Origin of the sequence: Sphingomonas radicis (assembly GCF_051400635.1) — a bacterium.
Lineage (GTDB): Bacteria > Pseudomonadota > Alphaproteobacteria > Sphingomonadales > Sphingomonadaceae > Sphingomonas.
In genome coordinates this window covers 1,304,570-1,327,866 of sequence record NZ_JBLFFG010000001.1, presented here as the reverse complement: position 1 = coordinate 1,327,866, position 23,297 = coordinate 1,304,570, and the positions used below count along the sequence as shown (strand labels likewise).

The following is a 23,297-nucleotide window of genomic DNA, read 5'->3' as shown; positions in this document are numbered from 1 at the left end:
AGGACAGCGGGTGGGCGCGGGGCAATGCCTGAGGTTTTTTGGGTTCACGCGAAGGCGTGAACCCGAGTTCAGCCCAAAGTTACGGCCGTGCCCGAAACGGAGACCATCAGCATCGAGCCGCCCTGGCCGATCACTTCATAGTCGAAGTCGACCCCGATCACCGCGTTGGCGCCGAGCGCCTGCGCTTCCGCCTCGAGCTCTTCGAGCGCGGTCTTGCGCGCCTCGCGGAGCGGACGTTCGTAGCTGGCGGTGCGGCCGCCCACGATATCGCGGATGCCGGCGAAGAGATCGCGGAAGATGTTGGCGCCGATGATCACTTCGGAGGTCACGATGCCATGGTAGCTCGTGACCGTCCGGCCTTCGATCGTGGGGGTCGTGGTGACGATCATCGGTGCGCTCTCCGCTTGGTGGAGCGTTCAGCCTAGCTGAAAACGCGTCAGATGCCGAGCGCCTGCTTGTAGGTCTCGAGCAGCATCTCGGCCTCGTCGCGGTGGTGCTTCTCCATCTTCCGCAGCCGAACGATCGAGCGCATCGTCTTGACGTCGAAGCCGGTCGACTTGGCTTCGGCGTAGACGTCCTTGATGTCGTCCGCGATCCCCTTCTTCTCCTCCTCGAGCCGCTCGATGCGTTCGATGAAGAGGCGCAGCTGCTCGGCGGAAATCGAATCGGACAAGGGAGTCTCCTGAAGGCGTGAAGAATGGGAAAGCGGCGCGATTAGTGGACGCGACGGCGCGGCTCAAGCCCGCGCGTGCGCAAGAGCGGATCAGCGGCCAGGATCGGTCATCGAGGGCGGGTCGCTCGCGGGGAAGCTGTCGTCGAGCGCATCGTCGAGCAGCGCCTCGACATGGTTGCGCTTCATGCTCTCGTTCATCCGCTCGATCTGCTCGGGGGTGGCTTCGAGCTGGTGGCGCGCCTTCCACTCGGCGAACGGCATCGCATAGATGATCTCGCGCGCCTGGTCCCTGGTCAGCGAGGGATCTGCCTCGGCGATCCAGTCGGCCAGGCAGTTGCGGCAGAAGCCGGCGAGCCCCATCAGATCGATGTTCTGCGCATCGGTGCGATGCCGCAAATGGCGGACGAGGCGCCGGAACGCCTTGGCTGCCGTTGCGTCATCCAAGGTTTCGAGCGTCGGCACATTCACCTCCGTGGTTGATCCGCCCGCATTAAAGGTTAGAGGCGAGCGCGCACAAGGGATGACAAATATGACCAAGGCGATCGCCCCCCGTTCCCGCAAAGTCCGCGTCCTCGCGACGCTGGGCCCTGCGAGCAGCACACCCGAGATGATCCAGCAGCTGTACGAGGCCGGCGCCGACGCCTTCCGGATCAACATGAGCCACGGCGACCAGGCATCGAAGGTGCCGCTGTTCGAGGCGATCCGCGGACTGGAGAAGAAGCTGGGGCGTCCGACGACGATCCTGGCCGATCTGCAGGGGCCGAAGCTGCGCGTGGGCAAGTTCGCCGAGGGACGGGTGATGCTCGAGACCGGGCAGACCTTCGTGCTCGACCGCGACGCGACGCCGGGCGATTCGACCCGCGTCCAGCTGCCGCACCGCGAGATCTTCGAGGCGGCGCACGAAGACGCGCGGCTGCTGCTCGACGACGGCAAGCTGGTGCTGCGTGTGACCGAAGCGACACCGGACAAGCTGACGACGGTGGTCGAGGTCGGCGGCGCGCTTTCGAACAACAAGGGACTCAACGTCCCCGACATGGTGCTGCCGCTCGCGGCGCTGACCGAAAAGGACCGCAGCGACCTTTCCTTCGCAGTCGAGCAGGGCGCCGACTGGATCGCGCTGAGCTTCGTCCAGCGGCCCGAGGATCTGATGGAGGCGCGGCGGCTGATCGGCGGCAAGACCGCGCTGCTCGCCAAGATCGAGAAGCCCAGCGCGATCGCGCGGCTCGACGAGATCATGGAGCAGTGCGACGGCGTGATGGTCGCGCGCGGCGATCTGGGCGTCGAGCTGCCGCCGCAGAGCGTGCCGCCGCTCCAGAAGCGGATCGTCGAGACCGCGCGCCGCATGGGCCGGCCGGTGATCGTCGCGACTCAGATGCTCGAATCGATGATCGAATCGCCCTCCCCCACCCGCGCCGAAGTCTCCGACGTCGCGACAGCGGTGTACGACGGCGCCGACTCGATCATGCTCTCGGCCGAAAGCGCGGCGGGCAAATGGCCGATCGAATCGGTGGCGATGATGAACTCGATCGCCGACGCAGTGGAACGCGACCCCGCGCACGGCGACCGCGTCCACTTCACCGTCACGCGGCCCGATCCCACCACTGCCGACGCGCTGGCCGAGGCGGCGAAGAACATCGCGCGCACCGTATCGGCGTCGGCGATCGTCTGCTTCACCAGCTCGGGATCGACCGCACGCCGGATCGCGCGCGAGCGGCCGACCGTGCCGATCATGGTGCTGACGCCGAAGCTCGAGACTGCCCGGCGCACGGGCCTGCTGTGGGGCACGCACGCCGTGCACACCCGCGACGTCGAATCGTTCGAGGAAATGGTCGCCAAGGCCAAGCGCATGGCGCTGCGCCATCATCTGGCGGCAGCGGGCGACCGCGTGGTGGTGTGCGCCGGCGTGCCGTTCAAGACGCCGGGATCGACCAACGTGCTCCACGTCGTCACCATCGTGGGCGACGAGCTCAAGAACTACAGCGGGCCCAGCGAGAGCTGAGAATTCAGGCGAAGCGATAGACCGCCGGGTGCTCCTGCAGCTTACCGTCGCGCGTGAGCAGCTTCGCGCTTAGTTGCTGAGCGTGGAGCAGAAGAAGCTCGTCGAACGGATCGGTATGCTCCACCGGCGGCGTCAGTTCTGTAGCGATGTCCGCGCCCGATAGCTCAGCGAGTGGCAACCCATTCGCCTCGATCAGCGCCAACGCCTTGGCCGGACTGAGCGCATTGTGCGGCTTGCCCCGCTGCTCGAGTGCCCGCCACTTCAAGCGGATTTCGAGCAGCGAAATGCTCGATACCATCAGATCGCTTTCGCCACCCAACACCGCACGCTCCCGTGCCCTGAGCACCTCTGGAGCGTTCGTGATCCAGATCAGGAAATGCGTGTCGAGCAGCAGCCTCATTCGGGCTCGATATCTGGATTGTCGTCGAGCCCGAGCACTTTGCGGCTGAACGCGGGATCATCGAATTCCGTCGGCCAGAGATCGTCGATATCGAGCTTGTCCAGCCCCAGCTCCTTGCGGACACGCGCGGCACGCTCGAAATCGAAGCCTTTCTTCTTCGGCGGCGGCGGCCCCAGCTCGGCAATCGGTTCGCCGTTCTTAGTGATGGTGATGCGCTCGCCCTTCTCCGCCGCTTCGAGCGCGGCGGCAAAATTGGCGCGGGCTTCGCGGACCGACATCTTCATGGCTCGACTCCGATCGTGTACACGGTGTACACGAACTGGATCGATCAAACAAGCAATCCCAGCCGGACCAGCTCGGCGCGGAAGGCGGGGGCGTCGGTAAAGAGCAGCGCGTGGATGCCTGCCTTGCACGCGCCCTCGACATTGGCGGGGCTGTCGTCGACGAAGACTGCGTCGGGGCCGGCGAGGCCGAAGCGCTTGAGCGCGAGGTCGTAGATTGCGGGATCGGGCTTCACGAGCTTCTCGTCCCCCGAGACGACCACGTCGCGGAAGCGGCCGAACAGCTCCCGGTGCTGCGGCACCCAGGCGCGCCAGAACTCGCCCGAGAAATTGGTGATCGCGAACAGCGGGACACCGGCCGAATCGAGTTCCTCGACGATCTCGGCCATGCCCTCGACCGCGGGGCCGACCGAATCGTTGAAGCGCGGACCCCAGGCGGCGATCAGCTCGGCATGCTCGGGATGCTCGGCGATCAGCTCCGCCGAAGTCTCGGCGAAGGGGCGGCCGGCATCATGCTGGAAGTGCCATTCGCGCGTGACGACCTGCGCCAGAAACGCTTCGAGCGCCTGACCGTCGATCAGGCGCTCGTAGAGATACCGCGGATCCCAGTGGAAGAGGACGTTGCCGACATCGAAGATGACGGCGGACGGCTTCTTCACGGCCGGAATTAGCCCTGGCGGGCCTTGAACCGACGGTTGGTCTTGTTGATCACGTAGATCCGGCCACGGCGGCGGATCACGCGGTTGTCGCGGTGCCGCCCCTTGAGCGACTTCAATGAATTCACGATCTTCATGACCGATTCGCTTCTCAAACTATCTGGAATGCCGGAAAAGAGGCGCCCGCCTATAGTCGCGAGGCCGCCAAGTCAAGGCATAGCGGGTGGGGAACGAGTCGAACACCGCAGGGTTGATCCTGCGGCGGAACGGTGCTTTCGCAGGATGGGAGGTGCGTGTCTAATGAATAGGAAGATAAGCCTGGCGATCGCAGCCGCGGCGCTGCTCGCGGGCGGATGCGCCCAATCCTACCGCCCGTCGCCGGTCGACGTGACGCGTTACCACCTGGGCCAGCCGTTCGAGCGCACGACCGTGACGATCGAGCCGATGCAGGGCTCCGGTACGCCGAGCCCCGAATATCAGATGTACGCCGATGCCGTGGCCGCCGAGCTCGCGCAGCTGGGCTATGTCCGCTCCACCAGCAACATGCCCTCCGGCTACATCGCCGGGGTGGCCTTCATCCGCGCGCCCAAGGGCATGTTCCGCGAAAGGCCGCCGGTCTCGATCGGCGTCGGCGGCGGCAGCTACAGCGGCGGCTGGAGCGGCGGCGGCGGTGTGGGCGCGGGGGTGAGCTTCGGCGTCGGCGGCAAGACGCGCCAGGTGGTGAGCTCCGAGCTGTGGGTCCAGCTGCGCCGGCGCAGCGACAACACCGTGATCTGGGAAGGCCGCGCGCTGACCGATTCGGTCAGCGGCACCAGCGGCAGCGACCCGCGCGATCAGGCGGCGCGGCTCGCCGATGCGCTGTTCCAGGGCTTCCCAGGCGAGTCGGGCGTGACTACCACGGTCAAATGAGCATCACGATCAACGCCGCGTTCGACGGCGGCAACATCCGCCTGGTCGGCATCGAAGGCGACCGCGTGGACCTGGAAATCGTTCAGGACCACGAGTCCGAATTCTACCAATGGTTCCACTTCCGCCTCGCCGGCGCGAAGGGGCGGACGCTGACCTTCCGCATCGTCAACGCGGGCGGCGCGGCCTATGCCTTCGGCTGGCCGGGGTACAAGGCGCGCTGGAGCACCGACCGCGAGAACTGGCGCACGACCGACACCAGCTATGCCGAAGGGGTGCTGAGCTTCACGCACGCGATCGATAGCGACATCGTCTGGTTCGCCTATTTCGCGCCCTATTCGATGGAGCGGCACCATGATCTGGTGACGCGGATCGCAGGCAGGCCCGGCGTTTCGCACCGCGAGCTGGGCGTGACGCTGGACGGGCAGCCGATCGACTATCTGACGCTGGGCGAAGGCCCGAAGCAAGTGTGGCTCTATGCCCGCCAGCACCCCGGCGAGACGATGGCCGAATGGTGGATGGAAGGCGCACTGGAGAAGCTGACCGACCCCGGCGACGCCACTTCGGCAGCGCTGCGCGCCAAGGCGACGTTCCACATCGTCCCCAACATGAATCCCGACGGGTCGCGCCGCGGGCACCTGCGCACCAATGCCGCGGGCGTGAACCTCAACCGCGAATGGCACGCGCCGACGCCCGAGCGCAGTCCCGAGGTGCTCGCGGTCCGAAACCGGATGGACGAGACCGGCGTCGACTTCGCGATCGACGTGCATGGCGACGAGGCGATCCCGGCGAACTTCCTGGCGGGATATGAGGGCATCCCGGGCTGGACCGACGCGCACGGCGAGAAATTCTACGAATATGCGCGGCGGCTGGCCGCAGGTACGCCCGAGTTCCAGCTCGACCTGGGCTATGAGAAGTCGGCGCCAGGGCAGGCCAATCTATCGATGTCGACCAACCAGCTCGCGGAGCGATTCGGGGCGGTATCGATGACGCTGGAGATGCCGTTCAAGGACCATGAGGCCAATGCGGACGCCGAATTCGGCTGGTCGCCGGCGCGGTGCAAGGTGCTCGCGCACGCGTGCCTGGACACGCTCGCCGGCTTCATCGACGAGCTGTGATGGAGATCCGCGAGGGAGGGCTGGACGAGCCGCAGGTGATCGCGCTGCTGCGCTTCCACATGGAGAACATGCTCGCCAATTCCCCCAAGGACAGCTGCCATTTTCTCGATCTGTCAGGGCTGCGCGCGCCCGGAGTGAGCTTCTGGAGCGTGTGGGACGGCGATGCGCTGCTCGGCGTGGGCGCGCTCAAGCAGCTCGATGCGGAGCACGGCGAGGTCAAGTCGATGCGTACCGCCCCCGACCAGCTGCGCAGCGGCGTGGGTGCAGCACTGGTGAGCCACGTGCTGAGCGTGGCGCGCGAGCGCGGGTACAAGCGGCTCAGCCTGGAGACGGGGAGCGGCGTAGCGTTCGAACCGGCGCATGCGCTCTACCGGAAGTTCGGATTCACCGACTGCCCGGCGTTCGGCGACTATCCGGACGATGATCCGTTCAGCCGGTTCATGACGCGGGTGATTTGAACGGCGCATCAATCCGCCCCCGCCAGGGGGAGGTGTCAGCCGAAGGCTGACGGAGGGGGAGGAAGCCAGAACGCATCAGCCGCGTGCGTCCTCCCCCTCCGTCGCGCTTCGCGCGCCACCTCCCCCTGGCGGGGGAGGATTGACGCAGCCCGCTTGCCCCCTGCGGCTCAGCCGCTAAGGACCTCGGCAAACAGCAGCCTAGAGGACCCCCCATGCCCAAGCTCGTCCTGATCCGCCACGGCCAGTCCGCCTGGAACCTGGAAAACCGCTTCACCGGATGGTGGGACGTCGACCTGACCGAGCTGGGCGTCAAGGAAGCCTGGGCGGCGGGCGAGCTGATGAAGGAGCGCGGGCTCGACTTCGACATCACCTTCACCAGCTTCCAGAGCCGCGCGATCAAGACGCTCAACCTGGCGCTGGAAGCGATGGGGCGGCTGTGGCTGCCGACCGAGAAGGACTGGCGCCTGAACGAGCGCCACTATGGCGGGCTGACCGGCCTCAACAAGGCCGAGACCGCGGCGCTCCACGGCGACGATCAGGTCAAGATCTGGCGCCGCAGCTTCGACGTGCCGCCGCCGCTTCCCGAGGAAGGTTCGCCCTGGGATCTGGCCAAGGACGAGCGCTATAAGGGGGTGCCGATCCCGCAGACCGAGAGCCTGAAGGACACGATCGCGCGCGTGCTCCCCTATTGGGAGAGCCGGATCGCGCCCGAATTGAAGACAGGCAAGCGCGTGCTGATCTCCGCGCACGGCAATTCGCTGCGTGCGCTGGTGAAGCATCTGTCGGGCATCCCGGACGAGGAGATCGTCAGCCTGGAGATCCCCACGGGGCAGCCGATCGTCTATGAGCTAGACGAGGGGCTGAACGCGCTGGATCGCTATTATTTGAACGAGCGGTGAGCGCTTCTAAGCCCCTCCCCTTCAGGGGAGGGGTTGGGGTGGGGCCTGTCCATTGGGGTTCGGTCTTGGTGAGACACATGCCCCACCCCCAACCCCTCCCCTGAAGGGGATGGGCTTTAGTGTTGCCCTCTCCCTCCTCCCCCACTAACAACGCCGCTTCCGCAACACGGGGCAATCATGTCGGACGCACCTCTCGTCGGCATCATCATGGGCAGCACTTCCGACTGGGAGACGATGCGCCATGCCGCGCGCGTGCTCGAGGAACTTCAGGTGACGCACGAGACCAAGGTGGTCTCTGCGCACCGCACGCCGCAGCGGCTCTATGATTATGCGACCGCCGCCGCCGACCGCGGGCTCAAGGTGATCATCGCGGGCGCGGGCGGCGCGGCGCATCTGCCCGGCATGGCGGCGTCGATGACGCATCTGCCGGTGCTCGGTGTGCCGGTGGAATCAAAGGCATTGAAGGGTGTCGACAGCCTTTATTCGATCGTCCAGATGCCCGGCGGCGTGCCGGTGGGGACGCTGGCGATCGGCAAGCCGGGCGCGATCAACGCGGGGCTGCTCGCCGCCGCGATCCTGGCGACTTCGGACGAGGCGCTCGCCCGCCGGCTCAAGGCTTGGCGCGCGGCGCAGACCGAGAACGTGGCGACCGATCCCGAATGAGCGCGTCCAACGGTCCCCTGGCACCCGGATCGACGATCGGAATCCTGGGCGGCGGTCAGCTCGGGCGGATGCTCGCGGTCGCTGCGGCGCAGCTCGGATATCGCACGCACGTGCTTGCGCCCGACGAGGAGAGCGTCGCTGCGCAGACCGCGTCGAGCTTCACCCGCGCCGACTATCACAGCCGCATCGTGCTCGATGAGCTTGCGGGGCAGACCGATGTCGTGACCTATGAGTTCGAGAATGTCGCCCTCGATCCGGTCGAGTATCTCGCGAGCAAGGTGCCGGTGCGCCCCGGCGCGAAGAGCCTGGAGATCGCGCAGGACCGCGCGCGCGAAAAGGCGTTCGTCGGCGAGCTCGGCGGACGCACGGCTCCGTGGGCGCCGGTCTCGACCCGCGAGGAGCTGCGCGCCGCGATCGACGCGATCGGTGCGCCCGCGATCCTCAAGACGCTGCGGCTGGGCTATGACGGCAAGGGGCAGGTGCGCATCCGCGACGCTGCCGACGCCGAGGCCGCCTGGGCCGAGATCGGCGAGCGGCCGGCGATTCTGGAAGGCTTCGTCGCGTTCAGCCACGAATTCTCGATCATCACCGTGCGCGGGCTCGACGGCGCGCTGACGCATTATCCGCCGCCGTGGAACGAGCATCGCGACGGCATCCTGCATCGCTCGTCGCTTCCCGCGCCCGCGGAGATCGCGCGCCACTGGACCGAGGCGGCGACGCTCGCCGGGCGCGTGGCCGAGAAGCTGGGCCATGTCGGCGTGCTGACGCTGGAGTTCTTCGCGACGGCCGACGGCCCGGTGTTCAACGAAATGGCGCCGCGCGTCCACAACAGCGGCCACTGGACGATCGAAGGCGCGGAGACTTCGCAGTTCGAGAACCACATCCGCGCGATCTGCGGGCTGCCGCTGGGATCGACTGCGCTGACCGGCTCGCATGTCGAGATGGAGAATTTGATCGGCGAGGATGCGCACCGCTGGGGCGAGCTGCTCGCCGAGCCCGGCGCGCACCTGCACCTTTACGGCAAGGCGAACGTCCGTCCGGGCCGCAAGATGGGGCATGTGACGCGAGTAGTACGCGGCTGAGAACCCTCCCCGCCCAGGCGAAGACCAAGCGCCAGGAGCACCGTTCGCCCTGAGCTTGTCGAAGGGCGGCTCTCCACAGGCGTTTCGATTGTGGCAATGCGCCCTTCGACAGGCTCAGGGCGAACGGGAAGATAGCGCTTCCCCCTGAATGAAGCCTAGCCCCATGAAAAAAGGCCCGCCTCCCTTGCCGGGAAGCGGGCCTTTTCGTTTCGGCCTTCGAACGCCTCGCCTCAGGCGCGCGCGCCGGTGATCGGGAAGCTGCCGAACACGCCCGCAGTGACGGTGCCGGCGAGGCTGTCGCCATCGACGGTCGCCTCGCAGGTGAGCGTCATCGGCATCGGCACGCTGATGTCGAGCGTCCAGCTGAGCGTGTCGCCGCTCACCTTGCCGTCCTTGATGTCGGTGGTGCCGAGCCCGCCCGAGAAGCTGCCGGTGAAGCTGTCACCCGCGCTCTGGACGGTGAGCACCGCCTGCTGATCGCCCATCGGCGACTTGGTCACGGTGTTCCAGCTTCCGTCAACATTGGCCATTGCGTCTCTCCCGCCTTGGATCATTTCGCCGCGGGCGAACTGCCGCCCAGCGCCGCTGCGGGAACCACCTCGACAGGCAGGCCGATGCTGTCAAGCTGCGGCCGGACCGTCTTGGCGTCGCCGACGACCACGAAGACGAAACGGTTCGGGTCGAGAGACGCGCGTGCCGCAGCGTCAAGCTCGGCTGCGGTCATCGCGCGATATTTTTGCGCGATGCTATCGTAGAAGTCGTCCGGACGGCGCCGGAGGTCGTTCTGCTGCATGGCGGTGAGCACCGCGCCCGAGGTTTCGTAGCGCCCCGCGAGCTCGCGAGTCGATCCGTTGACCTCGCGCACCAGCTCGGCCTCGGTCACGCCCTTGGTCGTCAGGAAATCGCGGACTTGGCTCTGGATCGCCTTGATCGAGTCCCCGGTCTTGTCGGCCTGGACGGGCGCGCTGATCGTGTAGGGCACCGCGTGCTCGAGCCAGTTGTAGCCGCCGCCGGCACCATAGGACCAATGCTTGGTCTCGCGCAGGTCCATGTTGATGCGCGACAGGAAGCCCGAGCCGAGCACCTGATTGGCCGTGAAGTGGGTGAGCAGCTCGGTCTTGGGATCGAGCGGCGTCATCTGCGCCGCCATGATCAGCGACTGGGGCGAATCGGGGCGATCGACGAGCAGGATCTTGGGTGCCGACTGCTTCGGCGCGACGTCGAACGGCTTGACGCCCGCGGCGCCCTCACCCTTCCAGTTGCCGAAGCGGGCTTCGAGCGCGGCCTGGACCTCGGCCAGCGGGCGATCGCTGACGACGAAGACCTTGGCCTTATCCGGGCGCACCCATGCCCGGTAGAAGGCGAGCAGATCGTCGCGGGTGAGCGCCTTGACCGCCGCGGGGTCGCCCGAGCCGGCAGCGAGCTTCGCATAGGGATTGCCCGTCCCATAGAGCAGCGGCGGCAGCGCGCGCCCGGCGAGCCCCTGCGGGCTGGTGAGCTCCTGCGCGATGCCCGTTAGCAGGGTTGCACGGATGCGCTCGATCTCGGCGGGAGCGAAGGCGGGGTTGCGGACGACGTCCGCGAACAGGTCGAGCGCGCCGGCCAGGTTCGGGCTCGGTGCCGTGACGCCGAGATAGGTCCGGTCCGCCGAGCTGCCGGTGTTGATGTTGGCGCCCAGTCGCTCGCGTGCCTCGGCGATCGCCGTCGAATCCTTGGTGGTCGTGCCTTCGTCGAGCAGCGACAGCACGAGGTTCTGCGTGCCGAGCTTGCCTGCCGGATCGGCCACGGTGCCCGCATCGAAGCTCATCACCACCTGCGTGACGGGAACCGCGTCGCGATGCGCATAGACCAGCTCGATGCCGTTCGAGAGCTTGGCGCGGCTGACTTCCGGGAAATCGAGATCGCCGATCTGGGCGACGTCGGGCATCGCGCCGCGCGTGCCCTTGAACGGCTCGGCCTTGGGCGCTTCGGCCGCGGGCTTGGCGGCGGGAACCGATTGCGCGTCCTGATAGGCCTCGCGCTGGCCCGGCTCGACCATGATCGTGAGCGCCGGGCGCGTCAGCCATTTGTTGGCGGCCGCCTTCACCTGCGCCGGCGTGACGCGCGCCATCTCCTCGAGCTGCTTCTTGTAGAAGGCGGGGTCGTCCGAATAGAGCTCGCCCGAGGCGAGCGCGACAGCCTTGCCCCCGAAGCCGCCGACCGATTCCAGCCCCGAGATGCGCGAGGAGACGTTGGTGGTGGCGACGCGCTGGACCTCGTCCGCGGTCGGGCCGTTCCTGAGCAGGTCGGCGAGAATTTCGTCGAGCCGCTTCGAGACGGTGGCGGGATCGACGCCCGGCTTCACGACCGCCTGGATCTGGAACATGCCGAGCTGCGACATCGACTGGAGGCCGGCCGACACTTGGACTGCGGTCTTGTCCTTGCGGACCAGCTCATTGTCGAGCCGCGAACTGGCGAGTCCGCCGAGCACTTCGCCGAACACGTCGAGCGGAACCGAATCCGGATCGTTGAGGCCCGGCACCGCCCAGCTGCGCAGGATCAGCGTCGCGGCGACGCGATCCTTCATCACCACCGTCTTGGGCGCAGGCAGCGTGGGGATGGCGACCTTGGGCGCCACGCTCTCGGGGCCCGCCTTGATCGCGCCGAAATATTTCTCGACGAGCGGGCGCGCTTCCCTGGCATCGATGTCGCCGGCGAGCACCAGCACGGCGTTGTTCGGCCCATAGTGCGAGCGGAACCAGTTCTTCACGTCCTCGAGGCTCGCCGCGTCGAGATCGGCCATCGATCCGATCACGTTGTGGCCATAGGCGGTGCCGCCGAGCAGCTCTTCGAGCAGCGTGTAATAGACGAGGCCATAGGGCTGGTTATCGCCCTGGCGCTTCTCGTTCTGGACGACGCCGCGCTGCTCGTCGAGCACCTCCTGGGTGACGGCGCCGAGCAGATAGCCCATGCGATCGCTCTCCAGGAACAGCGCGCGATCGAGCGCGGGCCTGGGCACCGTCTCGAAATAATTGGTGCGGTCGAAGCTGGTGGTGCCGTTGAAATCGGTCGCGCCGACCTGCTTGAGCGGTTCGAAGAAGTCGCCGGGCGCGTTCTCCGATCCGTTGAACATCAGGTGCTCGAACAAATGCGCGAAGCCGGTCTTGCCCTTGGGTTCGTGCTTCGAGCCGACGTCGTACCAGGTCGAGACCGCGACGATCGGCGCCTTGCGATCGGTGTGGACGATGACGGTGAGGCCGTTGGCGAGCTTGAATTCCTCATAGGGGATGTCGACGCGCTTCACGAGCTCCGCGACCGGCACCGGCTTGGCTGTAGGGGCAGCAGCGGTGGCGACGGGCGCCTGCTGGGCCGCGGCGGGCATGGCGACGACGAGCGCGAGCAGCGCCGCGCTGGACAGCATCCGATGTGATTTCATGTGGTTGAGAACCCCCAGTCAGAAGAATGGGCGGAGCATAACAAGGCCGGTATCGGCTGCAACCAAATCCGGCAGGTCCCCCGGGGTTCTTCCCCCTTTGCATCCGGCGCGCGACGACCCAGATTGGCACCGATCGTTACGCTTCCCCTTGTGTTGCCAAAATGCAACACCATTTGTCGGGTACAGGCCAACAGGGACCGATATGAACCTCGAGAAATTCACCGAACGGGCGAAGGGCTTCCTCCAATCGGCGCAGACCGTCGCCATCCGCATGAGCCACCAGCGGATCGCGCCCGAGCATCTGCTCAAGGCGCTGCTCGAAGACGAGCAGGGCATGGCGAGCGGGCTGATCCAGGCTGCCGGCGGGGATCCCAAGCGTGCGCTGAGCGAGACCGATCTCGCGCTTTCGAAGATTCCCGCGGTGTCGGGCTCGGGCGCGCAGCAGACGCCGGGTGTCGACAATGATCTGGTGCGCGTGCTCGATCAGGCCGAGCAGATCGCGCAAAAGGCAGGCGACAGCTTCGTCACCGTCGAGCGGCTGCTGGTCGCGCTGGCGCTGGGGCTCAACACCGCGGCAGGCAAGGCGCTGCAGGCGGCGGGCGCACGGCCCGAAGCGATCAACGCCGCGATCAATTCGATGCGCGGCGGGCGCACCGCCGACACCGCGACAGCCGAGGACCGCTATGACGCGCTCAAGAAGTTCGCGCGCGACCTGACCGACGCGGCCCGGGCAGGCAAGCTCGATCCGGTGATCGGCCGCGACGAGGAGATCCGCCGCACGATCCAGATCCTGGCGCGGCGCACCAAGAACAATCCGGTGCTGATCGGCGAGCCGGGCGTCGGCAAGACCGCGATCGCCGAGGGGCTGGCGCTGCGAATCGCCAACGGCGACGTGCCCGACAACCTCAAGAACCGCACGCTGATGTCGCTCGACATGGGCTCGCTGATCGCGGGCGCCAAATATCGCGGCGAGTTCGAGGAGCGGCTGAAGGGCGTGCTCGACGAAGTGAAGGCCGGCGAAGGCGACATCATCCTCTTCATCGACGAGATGCACCAGCTGATCGGCGCCGGGAAGACCGAAGGCGCGATGGACGCCGGCAACCTGCTCAAGCCCGCGCTCGCGCGCGGCGAGCTCCACTGCATCGGCGCGACCACGCTCGACGAATATCGCAAATATGTCGAGAAAGACGCTGCGCTCCAGCGGCGCTTCCAGCCGGTGTTCGTCGGCGAGCCGACCGTCGAGGACACGATCTCGATCTTGCGCGGATTGAAGGAGAAGTACGAGCTGCACCATGGCGTGCGAATCACCGACGGCGCGATCGTGAGCGCCGCGACGCTCTCCAATCGCTACATCACCGACCGCTTCCTGCCCGACAAGGCGATCGATCTGATGGACGAGGCCGCCTCGCGCATCCGCATGGAAGTGGAGAGCAAGCCCGAGGAGATCGAGAATCTCGACCGGCGGATCATCCAGCTCAAGATCGAGCGCGAGGCGCTGAAGAAGGAAACCGATGCGGCTTCGAAGGACCGGCTCGCCAATCTGGAAGCCGAGCTGGCCAACCTCGAGCAGCACTCGGCCGAGCTGACCACGCGCTGGCAGGCCGAGAAGGACAAGATCCATTCGGAATCGCGGCTGAAGGAGCAGCTCGAAGCGGCACGGATCGAGCTGGAGCAGGCGCAGCGCGCCGGCGATCTCGGCAAGATGGCCGAGCTCAACTACGGTACAATCCCCGCACTCACCAAACAGCTCGACGAGGCGCAGGCCACGACCAAGGGCGCGATGCTGCGCGAGGAAGTGACTGCCGAGGACATCGCCTCGGTGGTCGCGCGCTGGACCGGCATTCCGGTCGACAAGATGCTCGAGGGCGAGCGCGAGAAGCTGCTCGCCATGGAGGAGGCGCTCGGCAAGCGCGTGATCGGCCAAGCCGAAGCCGTGAAGGCAGTGGCGACTGCGGTGCGGCGCTCGCGCGCGGGGCTGCAGGACCCCAACCGGCCGCTCGGATCGTTCCTGTTCCTCGGGCCCACCGGCGTGGGCAAGACTGAGCTCACCAAGGCGCTCGCCGAATTCCTGTTCGATGATCCGAACGCGATGGTGCGGATCGACATGAGCGAGTTCATGGAGAAGCATTCGGTGGCGCGGCTGCTCGGTGCACCTCCAGGCTATGTTGGTTATGAGGAGGGCGGCGTGCTAACCGAAGCGGTTCGCCGTCGACCCTATCAGGTGGTGCTGTTCGACGAAGTCGAGAAGGCGCACGGCGACGTGTTCAACGTGTTGCTCCAGGTGCTCGATGACGGACGCCTGACTGATGGACAGGGTCGCACAGTCGATTTTTCGAACACGATCGTGATCCTCACCTCGAACCTCGGCAGCCAATATCTGACCAACCTCGCCGATGGGCAGAAGGTGGAGGATGTCGAACCGCAGGTGATGGAGATCGTCCGCGCGCATTTCCGCCCCGAATTCCTCAACCGGCTCGACGAGATCATCCTGTTCCACCGGTTGGCGGCCGAACACATGGCGCCGATCGTCGATATCCAGGTCGGCCGCGTCGCGAAGCTGCTCAAGGACCGCAAGATCCATATCGAGCTCACCGATGCGGCACGGGCGTGGCTCGGGCGCGTCGGCTATGATCCGGTGTACGGTGCGCGTCCCTTGAAGCGCGCGGTCCAGCGCTATCTCCAGGACCCGCTGGCAGACCTGATCCTGCGCGGCGACGTGAAGGACGGATCAACGGTGAAGGTGGACGAGGGCGATGGGGCGTTGGCGCTGGCGGTCACCTGAAGCACGATCCTCGCGTCGACCGCAGCTGCGGCGACCGCGGCGCAAAAAAAGGGGCGGCTCCTTCCGGAACCGCCCCAATTTTTGCTTCCAAAGTCGGCTTAGAAGTCGACCTTCGCGCCAACGCGGAAGTAGCGGCCCATGATGTTCGGGCCGGCCCACGCCGGGTTGAACTGGAACAGCGAATAGGCAGCCGACGGATCGAACGGCGGCTCGATGTCCAGCACGTTCAGCACGTTCGCGTAGATCGTGAACTGATCGTTGAGCTTGTGACGAACCGTGAAATCGACATTCCAGGTCGCTTCCGCCTCGCAGAGCACGGGCGTGCCGTCGACATAGGTGACGACCGAAGCGTGATTCTCCGCGTTGTACGCGCAATCACCCTTGATGCCGCCGAAGTCGATCGACGCCAGATCATAGCCGCTGGTGTAATAGACGGTCGCGGTCAGCGAGGTGTCGCCGAGCTCGAGCGTGTTCTGCCAGCTGCCGCGCCACTCGGGAGCACCCGAGCACGAGGTGATGTTGCAGGGGCTGAGCGTGCCGTTGTAGTTCAGCTCGTTGCCGTTCTCGTCGATCAGCTCATACTTCATCAGGTATGAGGCTTCGAACGAGCTGATCCAGCGAATGCCATCGCTCAGCGGCAGCTGGATGTTGGCACCGAAGTCGATGCCGCTGACCGTCTGTTCGTTGGCATTCTTGAACGACGACTGGATGAAGCCGATCAGCGGAAGTGCATTCGGGTTCGCCGGATCGGGCTGCCCCGGAAGCACCGTGATGCCCGGAATGTTCACCACGCCGTTGTTGGCGTAGTAAGCCGCTTCAGCCGCGCTGGTGTCGGTCACGCCGACGATCAGGTCCTTGACGTTGATGTGCCAGAAATCGACCGTGAAGCTGACGTTCCGGATCGGCTCCAAGATCACGCCTGCCGTGAACGAGGTCGAACGTTCCGGCTCCAGCTCCGGATTGCCCGTCTGCGTGAGACCCAGCGTATAGGGCCCAGTCGCATAGGCGTTGTTGCCGTGTGCAGCGCAGAAGGCGGCGTAGGTGGTGCAGTTGACCTGGCGGTTCACATAGCCGGTCGTCGGCAGACCGAACGCCTCGTTGAAGCTCGGAATGCGGAAGCCCTTCGACCAGGTGCCGCGCAGCGCCACCTCGGGGATCGGGGTGAACTTCGCGCCGATCTTCGGCGAGAAGGCATCCTGACCCGTCGAATAGGAGTCGTAGCGGCCCGAACCGTTGATCTCGAGCATGTCGACAATCGGCGCGTTGATTTCGAAGAACGCGGATTTCACCGTGCGGCTGCCCGAGGTGCCGACCGAGTTGATCGAATAGTAACGCTCATACTGGTTGCCCAGCGTACCCGGATTGGAGCTCGGCGCATCGATCGACTCGTCGCGATAGGCGCCGCCGACCGCCACTTGGAGCGGACCGCCCGGAAGCTGGAACACTTCCTTCGCGATCGTCGCCGACACCTGCCACAGGTTGGAGTCGGAAACCGTCCGCTGCTCCGGCGAGATATAGTCCCACATTTCCTGGGTGTTGGCGTCGATATTGGCGAAATTGAAGGTGCCGCGCGCCAGCACATCCATGATCCGCTGCGGGATCAGGTAGTTGCCCTGGGTACGGGTGAGCTTCACGTTCGAGGCGGTGAAGTCCGCCTGATAGTTCCAGCCATCACCGAAGGTGCCCGACATGCCCATGGCACCGCGAAGCGCGCGCGAGCTGGTCTCGACGGTACGCGGACGGGTCGAACGGACGGACAGCTGCGCGGTCTGGCCAGCTGCCGCATAGGGGTTGTACGGGTTGAGCACGCCGTTGGCGGCGGTGCAGCCCGTGTTCAGACCATTGGCGGTGCCGACCCCGGTGGGGCAGACATAGACTGGCGCAATCACGTTATATGCCGCGACGCCGTTGTTCGGCGGAGTCGGCGTGCCGTTGAAGCCCAGCGGCGTGAACGACGCGAAGGTGTCGGTCTTGTAGTAGTTTGCGATCGCGTAGAACTGATGGCCCTCACCGACATTGGCAGTGAAGCGTGCGGACAGGCCCTGACGCTCGATCTCCGGCTGGAGCATGATGTAGGCGTTCTGCGAATCGACTTCGCAAACGCTGAGCGGCGAAGTGCCGGACATCTCCGGTGTGATCGTCGTGGTCGGCCACCTGCCGCAGCCCAGCGCCGGATTCAGGTAGGAGAAGCGACCCGAGCCCGAGGCGGCGCCGGCGGTGGTGACCGGGCGGACGAGCGTGACGCCCGGGATGGTGATCAGGCCGTTGAAAGCACTCGAAGGATCACTAGCGGCCAACTCAGGTGTGACACCGTTCCAGTTCAGGTTGGTCATGCAGCTGCCGCTCGCGCCGCAGATGCCGGTCAGATCGCTGCTGTTGAACGGATAATCGCGATCGCGCGCCCACAGAGGGTTCTGGCGCTGATATTCGCCGCTGACGTAGAAGTTGAAGCCCTGCTCGTCGAGGTCGCCGTAACCCCAGGTGAGGTCGAAGCGCTGCTCGCCAGCGTCGCCGCGCTCGGAAATGCCGGCCGAAGCATTAGCGTGAAGACCCTGGATCTCCTTCTTGGTGATGATGTTCACCACGCCCGCGATAGCGTCCGCGCCATAGGTCGACGAGGCGCCGTCACGCAGCACTTCGATGCGGTCGATGATCGCACTCGGAATCGTGTTCAGGTCGACGAAGTTACGCTGACCGTCGTCGGCGAGCGGATACGGAGCGATGCGGAGGCCGTCGGCGATCGACAGCGTCGCCTGCACGGTGAGGCCGCGCAGCGCCGGCGCGTTGGCGCCCGAAGCGAAGTTGAAGCCGGTGTTCCAGCCCTGCTGGATGGTACCCGCGTTGTTTGCCGAAATGCGCTGCACCGCCTCGGCGACGGTGTTGATGCCGCGCTCTTCGAGCGATGCGGCGCTCATCACCGTGACGGGCGACGGGGTTTCGGCATTGGTGCGACGGAAGAGCGAACCGGTAACGACGATTTCTTCGCCGCCCTGGTTTTCGCCAGTGGTCGGTGCGACCTGATCGTCGAGCTCATTGTTCGACGGCGCGTTCTGCGTGCCCGGCTGGTTCGATGCATCCTGCGCGAACGCCGGCGCCGCGAAACCTGCGAGCACCAGCGCGGCAACAGCCGCACTGCCGCGCAGGCCGCGTGTGAATTGCGTCTTCTTCATGAATTTCCCTCGCTTTTCCGGCCACGCTGCTGGCAGCGCCGGCCGGGGTGTCTCCCCGCTTCTCCCCGCGCATCGAGCACGCTTCGGGCGAAGCTTGGAGCGAGGGATGAAGCCGCCCCCCCTGTCTGTAAAGGCAGCATTCAGCTTCGGAGCCCGGCTTTTGAGCTAGTGTAGCGAAAATGCCACATATCGGGTTCGATTGTTGCGCAAGGGCCGCGCCGCCGAAAAATAATGTTGCGGCGCGAAAAATTCCGGAAACCTAATTTGTCGCCGGCATCGGTCCGACAACGAGCAGCGGGTCGATCCGAGCACCGCGCCACATCAGCCCCCAATGGAGGTGCGGGCCCGTTGCGCGGCCGCTTTTGCCCACGGCGCCAAGAAGTTGCCCGCGTGCGACACGCTGCCCGACTCTGACATCGATTCGCGACAGGTGCATGAAAGCGCTGTTGAGCCCCATGCCGTGATCGATCATCAGCAGATTGCCCTCCAGCGTGAAGGGCGCAGGCGTGGCCAGGATCACTACCCCGTCCACGGGCGCCATGACGGGCGTGCCGGTAGACCGCGCGATGTCGATTCCGGAATGATAGGCGCCGGGCTCGCCGGCGTAGATCCGCTGCGAACCGAACAGGGTCGAGATGCGGCCGGTGGTGGGCCAGGCGAAACGCTGCCGCCAGCCTTGCGCGCCCGTGTCCTTCGCCCGCGCGGCCTTGATCTGGGCGAGCTCAGCAGGGCGGCGGCGCGCGAACTCCTGCGAGGGCACCGGATATTTGGGGAGCCGGTCGAGCCGCGAGATGTTCCACGCGCGCGGCGCGATCGTGAGTTGCTCGCGGACTTCGCTGCCGTCCGTCATGCGCGCGACCAGCGTCGCCGACGGTCCTGCGTCCCGATCGAAGGCGATCAGGAAATGGCGATCGGGCGCGAAGGGAATGGCCTCTCCGTTGAAGAGAAGCGACTCGGTGCCGGGCGGCGCTACGCCCGTCGCGATCCCGCCCTGGATGAATTCACCCTGCAGGGTGATGCGCGGTGCCGGTTGCGGCGCGCGCGGAGCAGGCGCCGGCGCCGGGCGCGGAGCCGCGGTCTGCGCCGGCGCGCCGCCACCCGTCGCCGCGGGCACGCAAGCGCCCAGCAGCAGCCCCCCTGCAGTGATGAGCGAACGCACCGGCCGGCTCAGATCATTGCCCTCGCATCGCCTCGGTAGCGACTTGCGCGTTGGCATAGGCCTCCTGCCGCTCGACGCTCCAATAGCGGAGCGCATCGAGCGGAATGCGCTCGCCCGTCACCGCGCAGGTCACATGATCGCCGGGTGCAAGCACGCGGAAGCCGTTCGCCATATAGTGAAGCCGCGCGGCCCGGGCGGAGTTGGACATCAGCATGGGCAGGCAACCTCTTGGCTTCGTTCGCTTGTCAGAGCAGGCTCGGCTGCTCGGGCTTGTCGGCATTGTAAGCCTTGCCACCCGCGCGCTCAACCCGTGCGTCCACAGCGCCGTCATGGAAATGGAGCGTCACAGCCTGCGCCGCCCGCGCCGCCTCTGCGGTGCCGATCACCTTGCGGGTGCCCCGCGCCTCGACCCAGGCATAGCCTTTTTCGAGCGGGCGATTGGGATGCACCAGGTCGAGATGGCGCGAGAGGCCATCGAAGCGGTGCCGCGCCGAAGTCAGCCGCTGGTCGAGCATCGCCGGGCGAAGCGCGCCCGCACCGCGATCGAGCTGCGACCGTGCGACGCTCACGCGCCGTTCGAGCGCACGGTCGAGCCGGGTGCCCAGATCGTCCATCCGCTGGCGCTGGGGGCCGAGCAGCGCGTCGCGGCGAGGGAGCACGCGGACCAGCGCCGCGAGCCGCTCCGCCGCGCGCTCGTGATAGCGGCGGGCGCAGCGCTCGGCGCGGTGCGCGAGCGTCGCGACGGTGTGACGGACATCCGCCAGAACGGGCACCGCCATTTCCGCTGCGGCAGTCGGCGTCGGCGCGCGCAGGTCGGCGGCAAAGTCGGAGAGGCTCGTGTCGGTTTCGTGCCCGACGGCCGAGATGACGGGGATCGAGCAATCGGCGATCGCGCGGACCACCACTTCCTCGTTGAAGGCCCAGAGATCCTCGATCGATCCGCCGCCGCGCCCGACGATCAGCAGCTCGGGCCGCGGAATCGCGCCGCCCTCGGACATCGCATCGAACCCGCGGACTGCAGCGGCGATCTGCGCGGCCGCCCCCTCCCCCTGCACCTGCACCGGCCAGAGCAGCACATGGCACGGGCAGCGATCCTCGAGCCGGTGGAGGATGTCGCGGATCACTGCGCCGGTGGGCGAAGTCACCACGCCGATCACGCGCGGCATGAAGGGCAGCGGCTTCTTGCGCTCGGGCGAGAACAGCCCTTCGCCTGCCAGCTTGGCCTTGAGCTTCTCGAACAGCGCCATCAGCGCGCCTTCGCCGGCCAGCTCCATACGATCGATCACGATCTGGTATTTGGATCGGCCCGGATAGGTAGTGAGCTTGCCCGTGGCGATCACTTCGATCCCGTCCTGCGCGGCGAACGGAATCGCTGCGGCGGCGGCGCGCCACATCACCCCGTCGATCACGGCGTCGGCGTCCTTGAGGCATAGATAGGCATGTCCCGATGCGGCACGCTTCCAGCCCGAGATCTCGCCGCGCAGCCGCACCCGGCCGAACTCGCCTTCCACCACGCGCTTGAGCTTGGCGGAAAGCTCGCTCACGCTCATCTCCGGCGCGTTGTCCCCCGGCATCTGCTCGGCTACGAGCCGGCCTGAAGGCGCATCAAGAAAGGGGTCGCTCATGAATGTCCTGCTGCTGGGCTCCGGGGGGCGCGAACATGCGCTCGCCTGGAAGCTCGCGCAATCGCCGCTGCTCGGAAAGCTCTACGCCGCGCCGGGCAATCCGGGAATAGCCGCGCATGCCGAACTTGCCGATCTCGTGATCGCAGACCAGCGATCGGTGATCGATTTCTGCCTGCGCCATTCGATCGGCTTCGTCGTGATCGGGCCCGAGGCGCCGCTGGTCGAAGGGCTGGCGGATAATCTGCGCACCATGGGCATCGGCGTGTTCGGCCCCGGCAAGGCGGCGGCGCAGCTCGAAGGCTCCAAGGGCTTCACCAAGGACCTCTGCGCCCGCGAGAATATCCCTACTGCCGCCTATGCGCGCGTCGAAACGCGCGATGGCGGGCTCGCGGCGCTCGACGATTTCGGCCTGCCGGTGGTGATCAAGGCTGACGGTCTCGCCGCAGGCAAGGGCGTCACCGTGGCAATGACGCGCGACGAAGCCGAAGGCGCGATCGCTGCGATCTTCGCCGAGGCTGGCGGAAGCGCCGTGATCGAGGAGTTCCTGGAAGGCGAGGAAGCCAGCCTGTTCGTGCTCACCGACGGCACTGCGATCCTGCCTTTCGGATCGGCGCAGGACCACAAGCGCGTGGGCGACGGCGACACCGGCCCGAACACCGGCGGCATGGGCGCCTACAGCCCCGCGCGCGTGCTCACGCCGGCGCTCGAGACGGAAGCGATCGACACGATCGTTCGCCCCACGATCGAGGCGCTTGCGCGCGCCGGCACGCCCTATTCGGGCGTGCTCTACGCCGGGCTGATGCTCACCGATGCCGGCCCCAAGCTGATCGAATACAACGTCCGCTTCGGCGATCCCGAATGCCAGGTGCTGATGCTCCGGCTCGAAGACGACCTGCTCGCGCTGATGCTCGCCACGGGCAAGGGCGAGCTGGGGGCCTGCGCGGCGCCGCGCTTCTCGCCCGAGCCCGCGCTGACGGTAGTGATGGCGGCGAAGGGCTATCCCGGCACGCCCGAAACCGGCGGCACCATCCGCGGAATCGATGCGGCGGAGGCGACCGGCGCACACGTCTTCCAGGCGGGCACCCGGCTGGAGGGCGACACGCTGGTGGCGAGCGGTGGGCGCGTGCTCAACGTGACTGCGCGGGGGCCGAGCGTCGCCGATGCCCAGGCAGCGGCCTATCGCGCGGTGGACGCAATCGATTTCCCCACCGGCTTCTGCCGCCGCGACATCGGCTGGCGCGAAGTGGCGCGCGAGCGCGGCTGAGCCGTACAGCCACGGAGCATCCCCGTGCAGCTTGCTCGGCTGGGCCCGTCCGCTCTGGACGATCCCACGCCCTGCGCTATGCAGATACGGCAAGCTTATCTGAGAGCGTGAGGAGAGGCACATGAACGATCAGTCCTGGCAAACCGGAACTCCGCTGGTGGACGGTGGCCCCGCCTGGCTGACGCTCTCCTTCGTGCTGATCGCGCTCGGAGTGGTGGCGGGGATCCTGATCCTCGTCTGGGGCACACGGCTGGCACGGCGCCGCGCCCACGCCGAGGACGAGCTCGACGATCGTGGCGAGCTGCATCGCATCGGCACGCCGCCGGTGATGGCGCCCCCTGCACCACCGGCAGCCGAGGCGCTCGCCGAAGAAGCGCCGCCTCCCACGCCGCCGATCGCGGACGAGCCGATCGCCGCAGCCGCATCGCTCGACGCATCCCCGGCATCGCTGGCTGCCTCCGGACCAGGCGCCGAACCTGCCCCCGAGCCCGTGACCACGGCAGCAGGGACGGACGATCTCACGCGGATGAAGGGCGTGGGCCCCAAGCTCGCGCAGCGGCTGAACGAAGCCGGGATCACCAGCTTTGCCCAGCTCGCAGCGCTCTCGCCCGCGGAAGCCGAGGCGCTCGACGCGCAGCTCGGCGACTTCCGCGGACGCATTCACCGCGATCGCTGGATCGAGCAGGCGGGCTTTCTCGCCCGCGGAGACGTCGCCGGCTACGAAGCGAGCTTCGGCAAGCTCTGATC

23 protein-coding genes are annotated in these 23,297 nt (G+C 66.7%); 10 read left to right on the top strand and 13 right to left on the bottom strand.

Annotation, left to right across the window (positions count from 1 at the left end):
• Nucleotides 1–68: 68 nt before the first annotated feature.
• The 3 genes from ACMGDH_RS06005 to ACMGDH_RS05995 all read right to left on the bottom strand — a co-directional run bounded on the left by ACMGDH_RS06005 (nt 69) and on the right by ACMGDH_RS05995 (nt 1,135).
• Nucleotides 69–389 carry a heavy metal-binding domain-containing protein gene (locus ACMGDH_RS06005; RefSeq protein ID WP_436826989.1) on the bottom strand — a complete coding sequence of 107 codons (321 nt, stop codon included), beginning with the start codon at nt 387–389 and terminating at the stop codon, nt 69–71.
• Between the two features lie 47 nt (nt 390–436).
• Entirely contained in the window at nt 437–673 is a 237-nt protein-coding gene (locus ACMGDH_RS06000) for a DUF2312 domain-containing protein (protein ID WP_436826988.1), read from the bottom strand.
• Between the two features lie 90 nt (nt 674–763).
• Nucleotides 764–1,135 carry a DUF1244 domain-containing protein gene (locus ACMGDH_RS05995; RefSeq protein ID WP_436826987.1) on the bottom strand — a complete coding sequence of 124 codons (372 nt, stop codon included), beginning with the start codon at nt 1,133–1,135 and terminating at the stop codon, nt 764–766.
• A 67-nt stretch (nt 1,136–1,202) separates the two neighbouring features.
• On the opposite strand from ACMGDH_RS05995, the gene pyk reads away from it, so the two are divergent.
• The gene (gene pyk / locus ACMGDH_RS05990) at nt 1,203–2,672 is read left to right on the top strand and encodes a pyruvate kinase (RefSeq protein ID WP_436826986.1); all 1,470 of its coding nucleotides are present in this window, start codon (nt 1,203–1,205) and stop codon (nt 2,670–2,672) included.
• Nucleotides 2,673–2,676: 4 nt separating this feature from the next.
• Here pyk and ACMGDH_RS05985 read toward each other — a convergent pair whose 3' ends face one another.
• From ACMGDH_RS05985 to ykgO, 4 genes are read right to left on the bottom strand one after another with little or no spacing between them, the layout of a single operon-like run.
• Nucleotides 2,677–3,072 (bottom strand): type II toxin-antitoxin system VapC family toxin, encoded by a 396-nt coding sequence (locus ACMGDH_RS05985; protein ID WP_436826985.1) that lies wholly within the window; start codon nt 3,070–3,072, stop codon nt 2,677–2,679.
• On the bottom strand, nt 3,069–3,356 hold the full coding sequence (locus tag ACMGDH_RS05980) for a type II toxin-antitoxin system Phd/YefM family antitoxin (protein ID WP_436826984.1): 288 nt from the start codon (nt 3,354–3,356) through the stop codon (nt 3,069–3,071). Before ACMGDH_RS05980 ends, ACMGDH_RS05985 begins: the two co-directional genes overlap by 4 nt.
• 44 nt (nt 3,357–3,400) lie before the next feature.
• Entirely contained in the window at nt 3,401–4,012 is a 612-nt protein-coding gene (locus ACMGDH_RS05975; protein WP_436826983.1) for an HAD family hydrolase, read from the bottom strand.
• A gap of 8 nt (nt 4,013–4,020) precedes the next feature.
• Entirely contained in the window at nt 4,021–4,146 is a 126-nt protein-coding gene (gene ykgO, locus ACMGDH_RS05970; RefSeq protein WP_066482602.1) for a type B 50S ribosomal protein L36, read from the bottom strand.
• 163 nt (nt 4,147–4,309) lie between these two features.
• Here ykgO and ACMGDH_RS05965 point away from each other — a divergent pair, with 163 nt between their 5' ends.
• The 6 genes from ACMGDH_RS05965 (at nt 4,310) to ACMGDH_RS05940 (ending at nt 9,135) form a co-directional block, all read left to right on the top strand.
• Nucleotides 4,310–4,918 (top strand): DUF4136 domain-containing protein, encoded by a 609-nt coding sequence (locus ACMGDH_RS05965; protein WP_436826982.1) that lies wholly within the window; start codon nt 4,310–4,312, stop codon nt 4,916–4,918.
• The gene (locus ACMGDH_RS05960; protein WP_436826981.1) at nt 4,915–6,033 is read left to right on the top strand and encodes a M14 family metallopeptidase; all 1,119 of its coding nucleotides are present in this window, start codon (nt 4,915–4,917) and stop codon (nt 6,031–6,033) included. The genes ACMGDH_RS05965 and ACMGDH_RS05960 overlap by 4 nt, the downstream gene beginning before the upstream one ends.
• A complete protein-coding gene (locus ACMGDH_RS05955) occupies nt 6,033–6,491 on the top strand; it encodes a GNAT family N-acetyltransferase (protein WP_436826980.1) in 459 nt (152 codons plus the stop codon). Before ACMGDH_RS05960 ends, ACMGDH_RS05955 begins: the two co-directional genes overlap by 1 nt.
• A 212-nt stretch (nt 6,492–6,703) precedes the next feature.
• On the top strand, nt 6,704–7,390 hold the full coding sequence (gene gpmA, locus ACMGDH_RS05950) for a 2,3-diphosphoglycerate-dependent phosphoglycerate mutase (protein ID WP_436826979.1): 687 nt from the start codon (nt 6,704–6,706) through the stop codon (nt 7,388–7,390).
• Between the two features lie 177 nt (nt 7,391–7,567).
• Nucleotides 7,568–8,053: a 5-(carboxyamino)imidazole ribonucleotide mutase gene (purE, locus tag ACMGDH_RS05945; RefSeq protein ID WP_436826978.1), complete on the top strand. Its 486-nt coding sequence runs from the start codon at nt 7,568–7,570 to the stop codon at nt 8,051–8,053.
• The gene (locus tag ACMGDH_RS05940; protein WP_436826977.1) at nt 8,050–9,135 is read left to right on the top strand and encodes a 5-(carboxyamino)imidazole ribonucleotide synthase; all 1,086 of its coding nucleotides are present in this window, start codon (nt 8,050–8,052) and stop codon (nt 9,133–9,135) included. The genes purE and ACMGDH_RS05940 overlap by 4 nt, the downstream gene beginning before the upstream one ends.
• Nucleotides 9,136–9,365: 230 nt before the next feature.
• Here ACMGDH_RS05940 and ACMGDH_RS05935 read toward each other — a convergent pair whose 3' ends face one another.
• Nucleotides 9,366–9,665 (bottom strand): hypothetical protein, encoded by a 300-nt coding sequence (locus tag ACMGDH_RS05935; protein ID WP_436826976.1) that lies wholly within the window; start codon nt 9,663–9,665, stop codon nt 9,366–9,368.
• Nucleotides 9,666–9,685: 20 nt separating this feature from the next.
• Complete coding sequence (locus ACMGDH_RS05930; RefSeq protein WP_436826975.1) at nt 9,686–12,550, bottom strand: M16 family metallopeptidase; 2,865 nt, start codon at nt 12,548–12,550, stop codon at nt 9,686–9,688.
• Nucleotides 12,551–12,752: 202 nt separating this feature from the next.
• Here ACMGDH_RS05930 and clpB point away from each other — a divergent pair, with 202 nt between their 5' ends.
• Complete coding sequence (gene clpB / locus ACMGDH_RS05925) at nt 12,753–15,332, top strand: ATP-dependent chaperone ClpB (protein ID WP_436826974.1); 2,580 nt, start codon at nt 12,753–12,755, stop codon at nt 15,330–15,332.
• 98 nt (nt 15,333–15,430) lie between these two features.
• On the opposite strand, the gene ACMGDH_RS05920 is transcribed toward clpB, so the two are convergent.
• The 4 genes from ACMGDH_RS05920 to xseA all read right to left on the bottom strand — a co-directional run bounded on the left by ACMGDH_RS05920 (nt 15,431) and on the right by xseA (nt 21,286).
• Entirely contained in the window at nt 15,431–18,502 is a 3,072-nt protein-coding gene (locus ACMGDH_RS05920) for a TonB-dependent receptor plug domain-containing protein (protein WP_436826973.1), read from the bottom strand.
• Nucleotides 18,503–18,761: 259 nt separating this feature from the next.
• Nucleotides 18,762–19,661, bottom strand: coding sequence for a M23 family metallopeptidase (locus tag ACMGDH_RS05915; RefSeq protein ID WP_436826972.1), 900 nt, complete (start codon nt 19,659–19,661; stop codon nt 18,762–18,764).
• A gap of 13 nt (nt 19,662–19,674) precedes the next feature.
• Nucleotides 19,675–19,875, bottom strand: coding sequence for a DUF2093 domain-containing protein (locus ACMGDH_RS05910; protein WP_436826971.1), 201 nt, complete (start codon nt 19,873–19,875; stop codon nt 19,675–19,677).
• 31 nt (nt 19,876–19,906) lie between these two features.
• A complete protein-coding gene (gene xseA, locus ACMGDH_RS05905) occupies nt 19,907–21,286 on the bottom strand; it encodes an exodeoxyribonuclease VII large subunit (RefSeq protein ID WP_436826970.1) in 1,380 nt (459 codons plus the stop codon).
• Between xseA and purD the strand changes: the two genes are divergently transcribed.
• Nucleotides 21,285–22,550, top strand: coding sequence for a phosphoribosylamine--glycine ligase (gene purD, locus ACMGDH_RS05900; protein WP_436826969.1), 1,266 nt, complete (start codon nt 21,285–21,287; stop codon nt 22,548–22,550). The two genes, xseA and purD, sit on opposite strands and share 2 nt — an antisense overlap.
• A 121-nt stretch (nt 22,551–22,671) precedes the next feature.
• On the top strand, nt 22,672–23,295 hold the full coding sequence (locus tag ACMGDH_RS05895) for a helix-hairpin-helix domain-containing protein (RefSeq protein ID WP_436826968.1): 624 nt from the start codon (nt 22,672–22,674) through the stop codon (nt 23,293–23,295).
• The last annotated feature ends 2 nt before the right edge of the window (nt 23,296–23,297 follow it).

What these genes read in the sequence shown, in the direction of transcription:
- ACMGDH_RS05910 (WP_436826971.1), bottom strand. Translation starts at nt 19,875, where the DNA reads ATGCTGATGTCCAACTCCGCCCGGGCCGCGCGGCTTCACTATATGGCG.
- ykgO (WP_066482602.1), bottom strand. Translation starts at nt 4,146, where the DNA reads ATGAAGATCGTGAATTCATTGAAGTCGCTCAAGGGGCGGCACCGCGAC.
- clpB (WP_436826974.1), top strand. Translation starts at nt 12,753, where the DNA reads ATGAACCTCGAGAAATTCACCGAACGGGCGAAGGGCTTCCTCCAATCG.
- ACMGDH_RS05935 (WP_436826976.1), bottom strand. Translation starts at nt 9,665, where the DNA reads ATGGCCAATGTTGACGGAAGCTGGAACACCGTGACCAAGTCGCCGATG.
- ACMGDH_RS05980 (WP_436826984.1), bottom strand. Translation starts at nt 3,356, where the DNA reads ATGAAGATGTCGGTCCGCGAAGCCCGCGCCAATTTTGCCGCCGCGCTC.
- pyk (WP_436826986.1), top strand. Translation starts at nt 1,203, where the DNA reads ATGACCAAGGCGATCGCCCCCCGTTCCCGCAAAGTCCGCGTCCTCGCG.
- ACMGDH_RS05920 (WP_436826973.1), bottom strand. Translation starts at nt 18,502, where the DNA reads ATGAAGAAGACGCAATTCACACGCGGCCTGCGCGGCAGTGCGGCTGTT.
- ACMGDH_RS05960 (WP_436826981.1), top strand. Translation starts at nt 4,915, where the DNA reads ATGAGCATCACGATCAACGCCGCGTTCGACGGCGGCAACATCCGCCTG.
- ACMGDH_RS05955 (WP_436826980.1), top strand. Translation starts at nt 6,033, where the DNA reads ATGGAGATCCGCGAGGGAGGGCTGGACGAGCCGCAGGTGATCGCGCTG.
- ACMGDH_RS06005 (WP_436826989.1), bottom strand. Translation starts at nt 389, where the DNA reads ATGATCGTCACCACGACCCCCACGATCGAAGGCCGGACGGTCACGAGC.
- ACMGDH_RS05895 (WP_436826968.1), top strand. Translation starts at nt 22,672, where the DNA reads ATGAACGATCAGTCCTGGCAAACCGGAACTCCGCTGGTGGACGGTGGC.
- gpmA (WP_436826979.1), top strand. Translation starts at nt 6,704, where the DNA reads ATGCCCAAGCTCGTCCTGATCCGCCACGGCCAGTCCGCCTGGAACCTG.
- purE (WP_436826978.1), top strand. Translation starts at nt 7,568, where the DNA reads ATGTCGGACGCACCTCTCGTCGGCATCATCATGGGCAGCACTTCCGAC.
- xseA (WP_436826970.1), bottom strand. Translation starts at nt 21,286, where the DNA reads ATGAGCGACCCCTTTCTTGATGCGCCTTCAGGCCGGCTCGTAGCCGAG.
- ACMGDH_RS05930 (WP_436826975.1), bottom strand. Translation starts at nt 12,550, where the DNA reads ATGAAATCACATCGGATGCTGTCCAGCGCGGCGCTGCTCGCGCTCGTC.
- ACMGDH_RS05965 (WP_436826982.1), top strand. Translation starts at nt 4,310, where the DNA reads ATGAATAGGAAGATAAGCCTGGCGATCGCAGCCGCGGCGCTGCTCGCG.
- ACMGDH_RS05940 (WP_436826977.1), top strand. Translation starts at nt 8,050, where the DNA reads ATGAGCGCGTCCAACGGTCCCCTGGCACCCGGATCGACGATCGGAATC.
- purD (WP_436826969.1), top strand. Translation starts at nt 21,285, where the DNA reads ATGAATGTCCTGCTGCTGGGCTCCGGGGGGCGCGAACATGCGCTCGCC.
- ACMGDH_RS05985 (WP_436826985.1), bottom strand. Translation starts at nt 3,072, where the DNA reads ATGAGGCTGCTGCTCGACACGCATTTCCTGATCTGGATCACGAACGCT.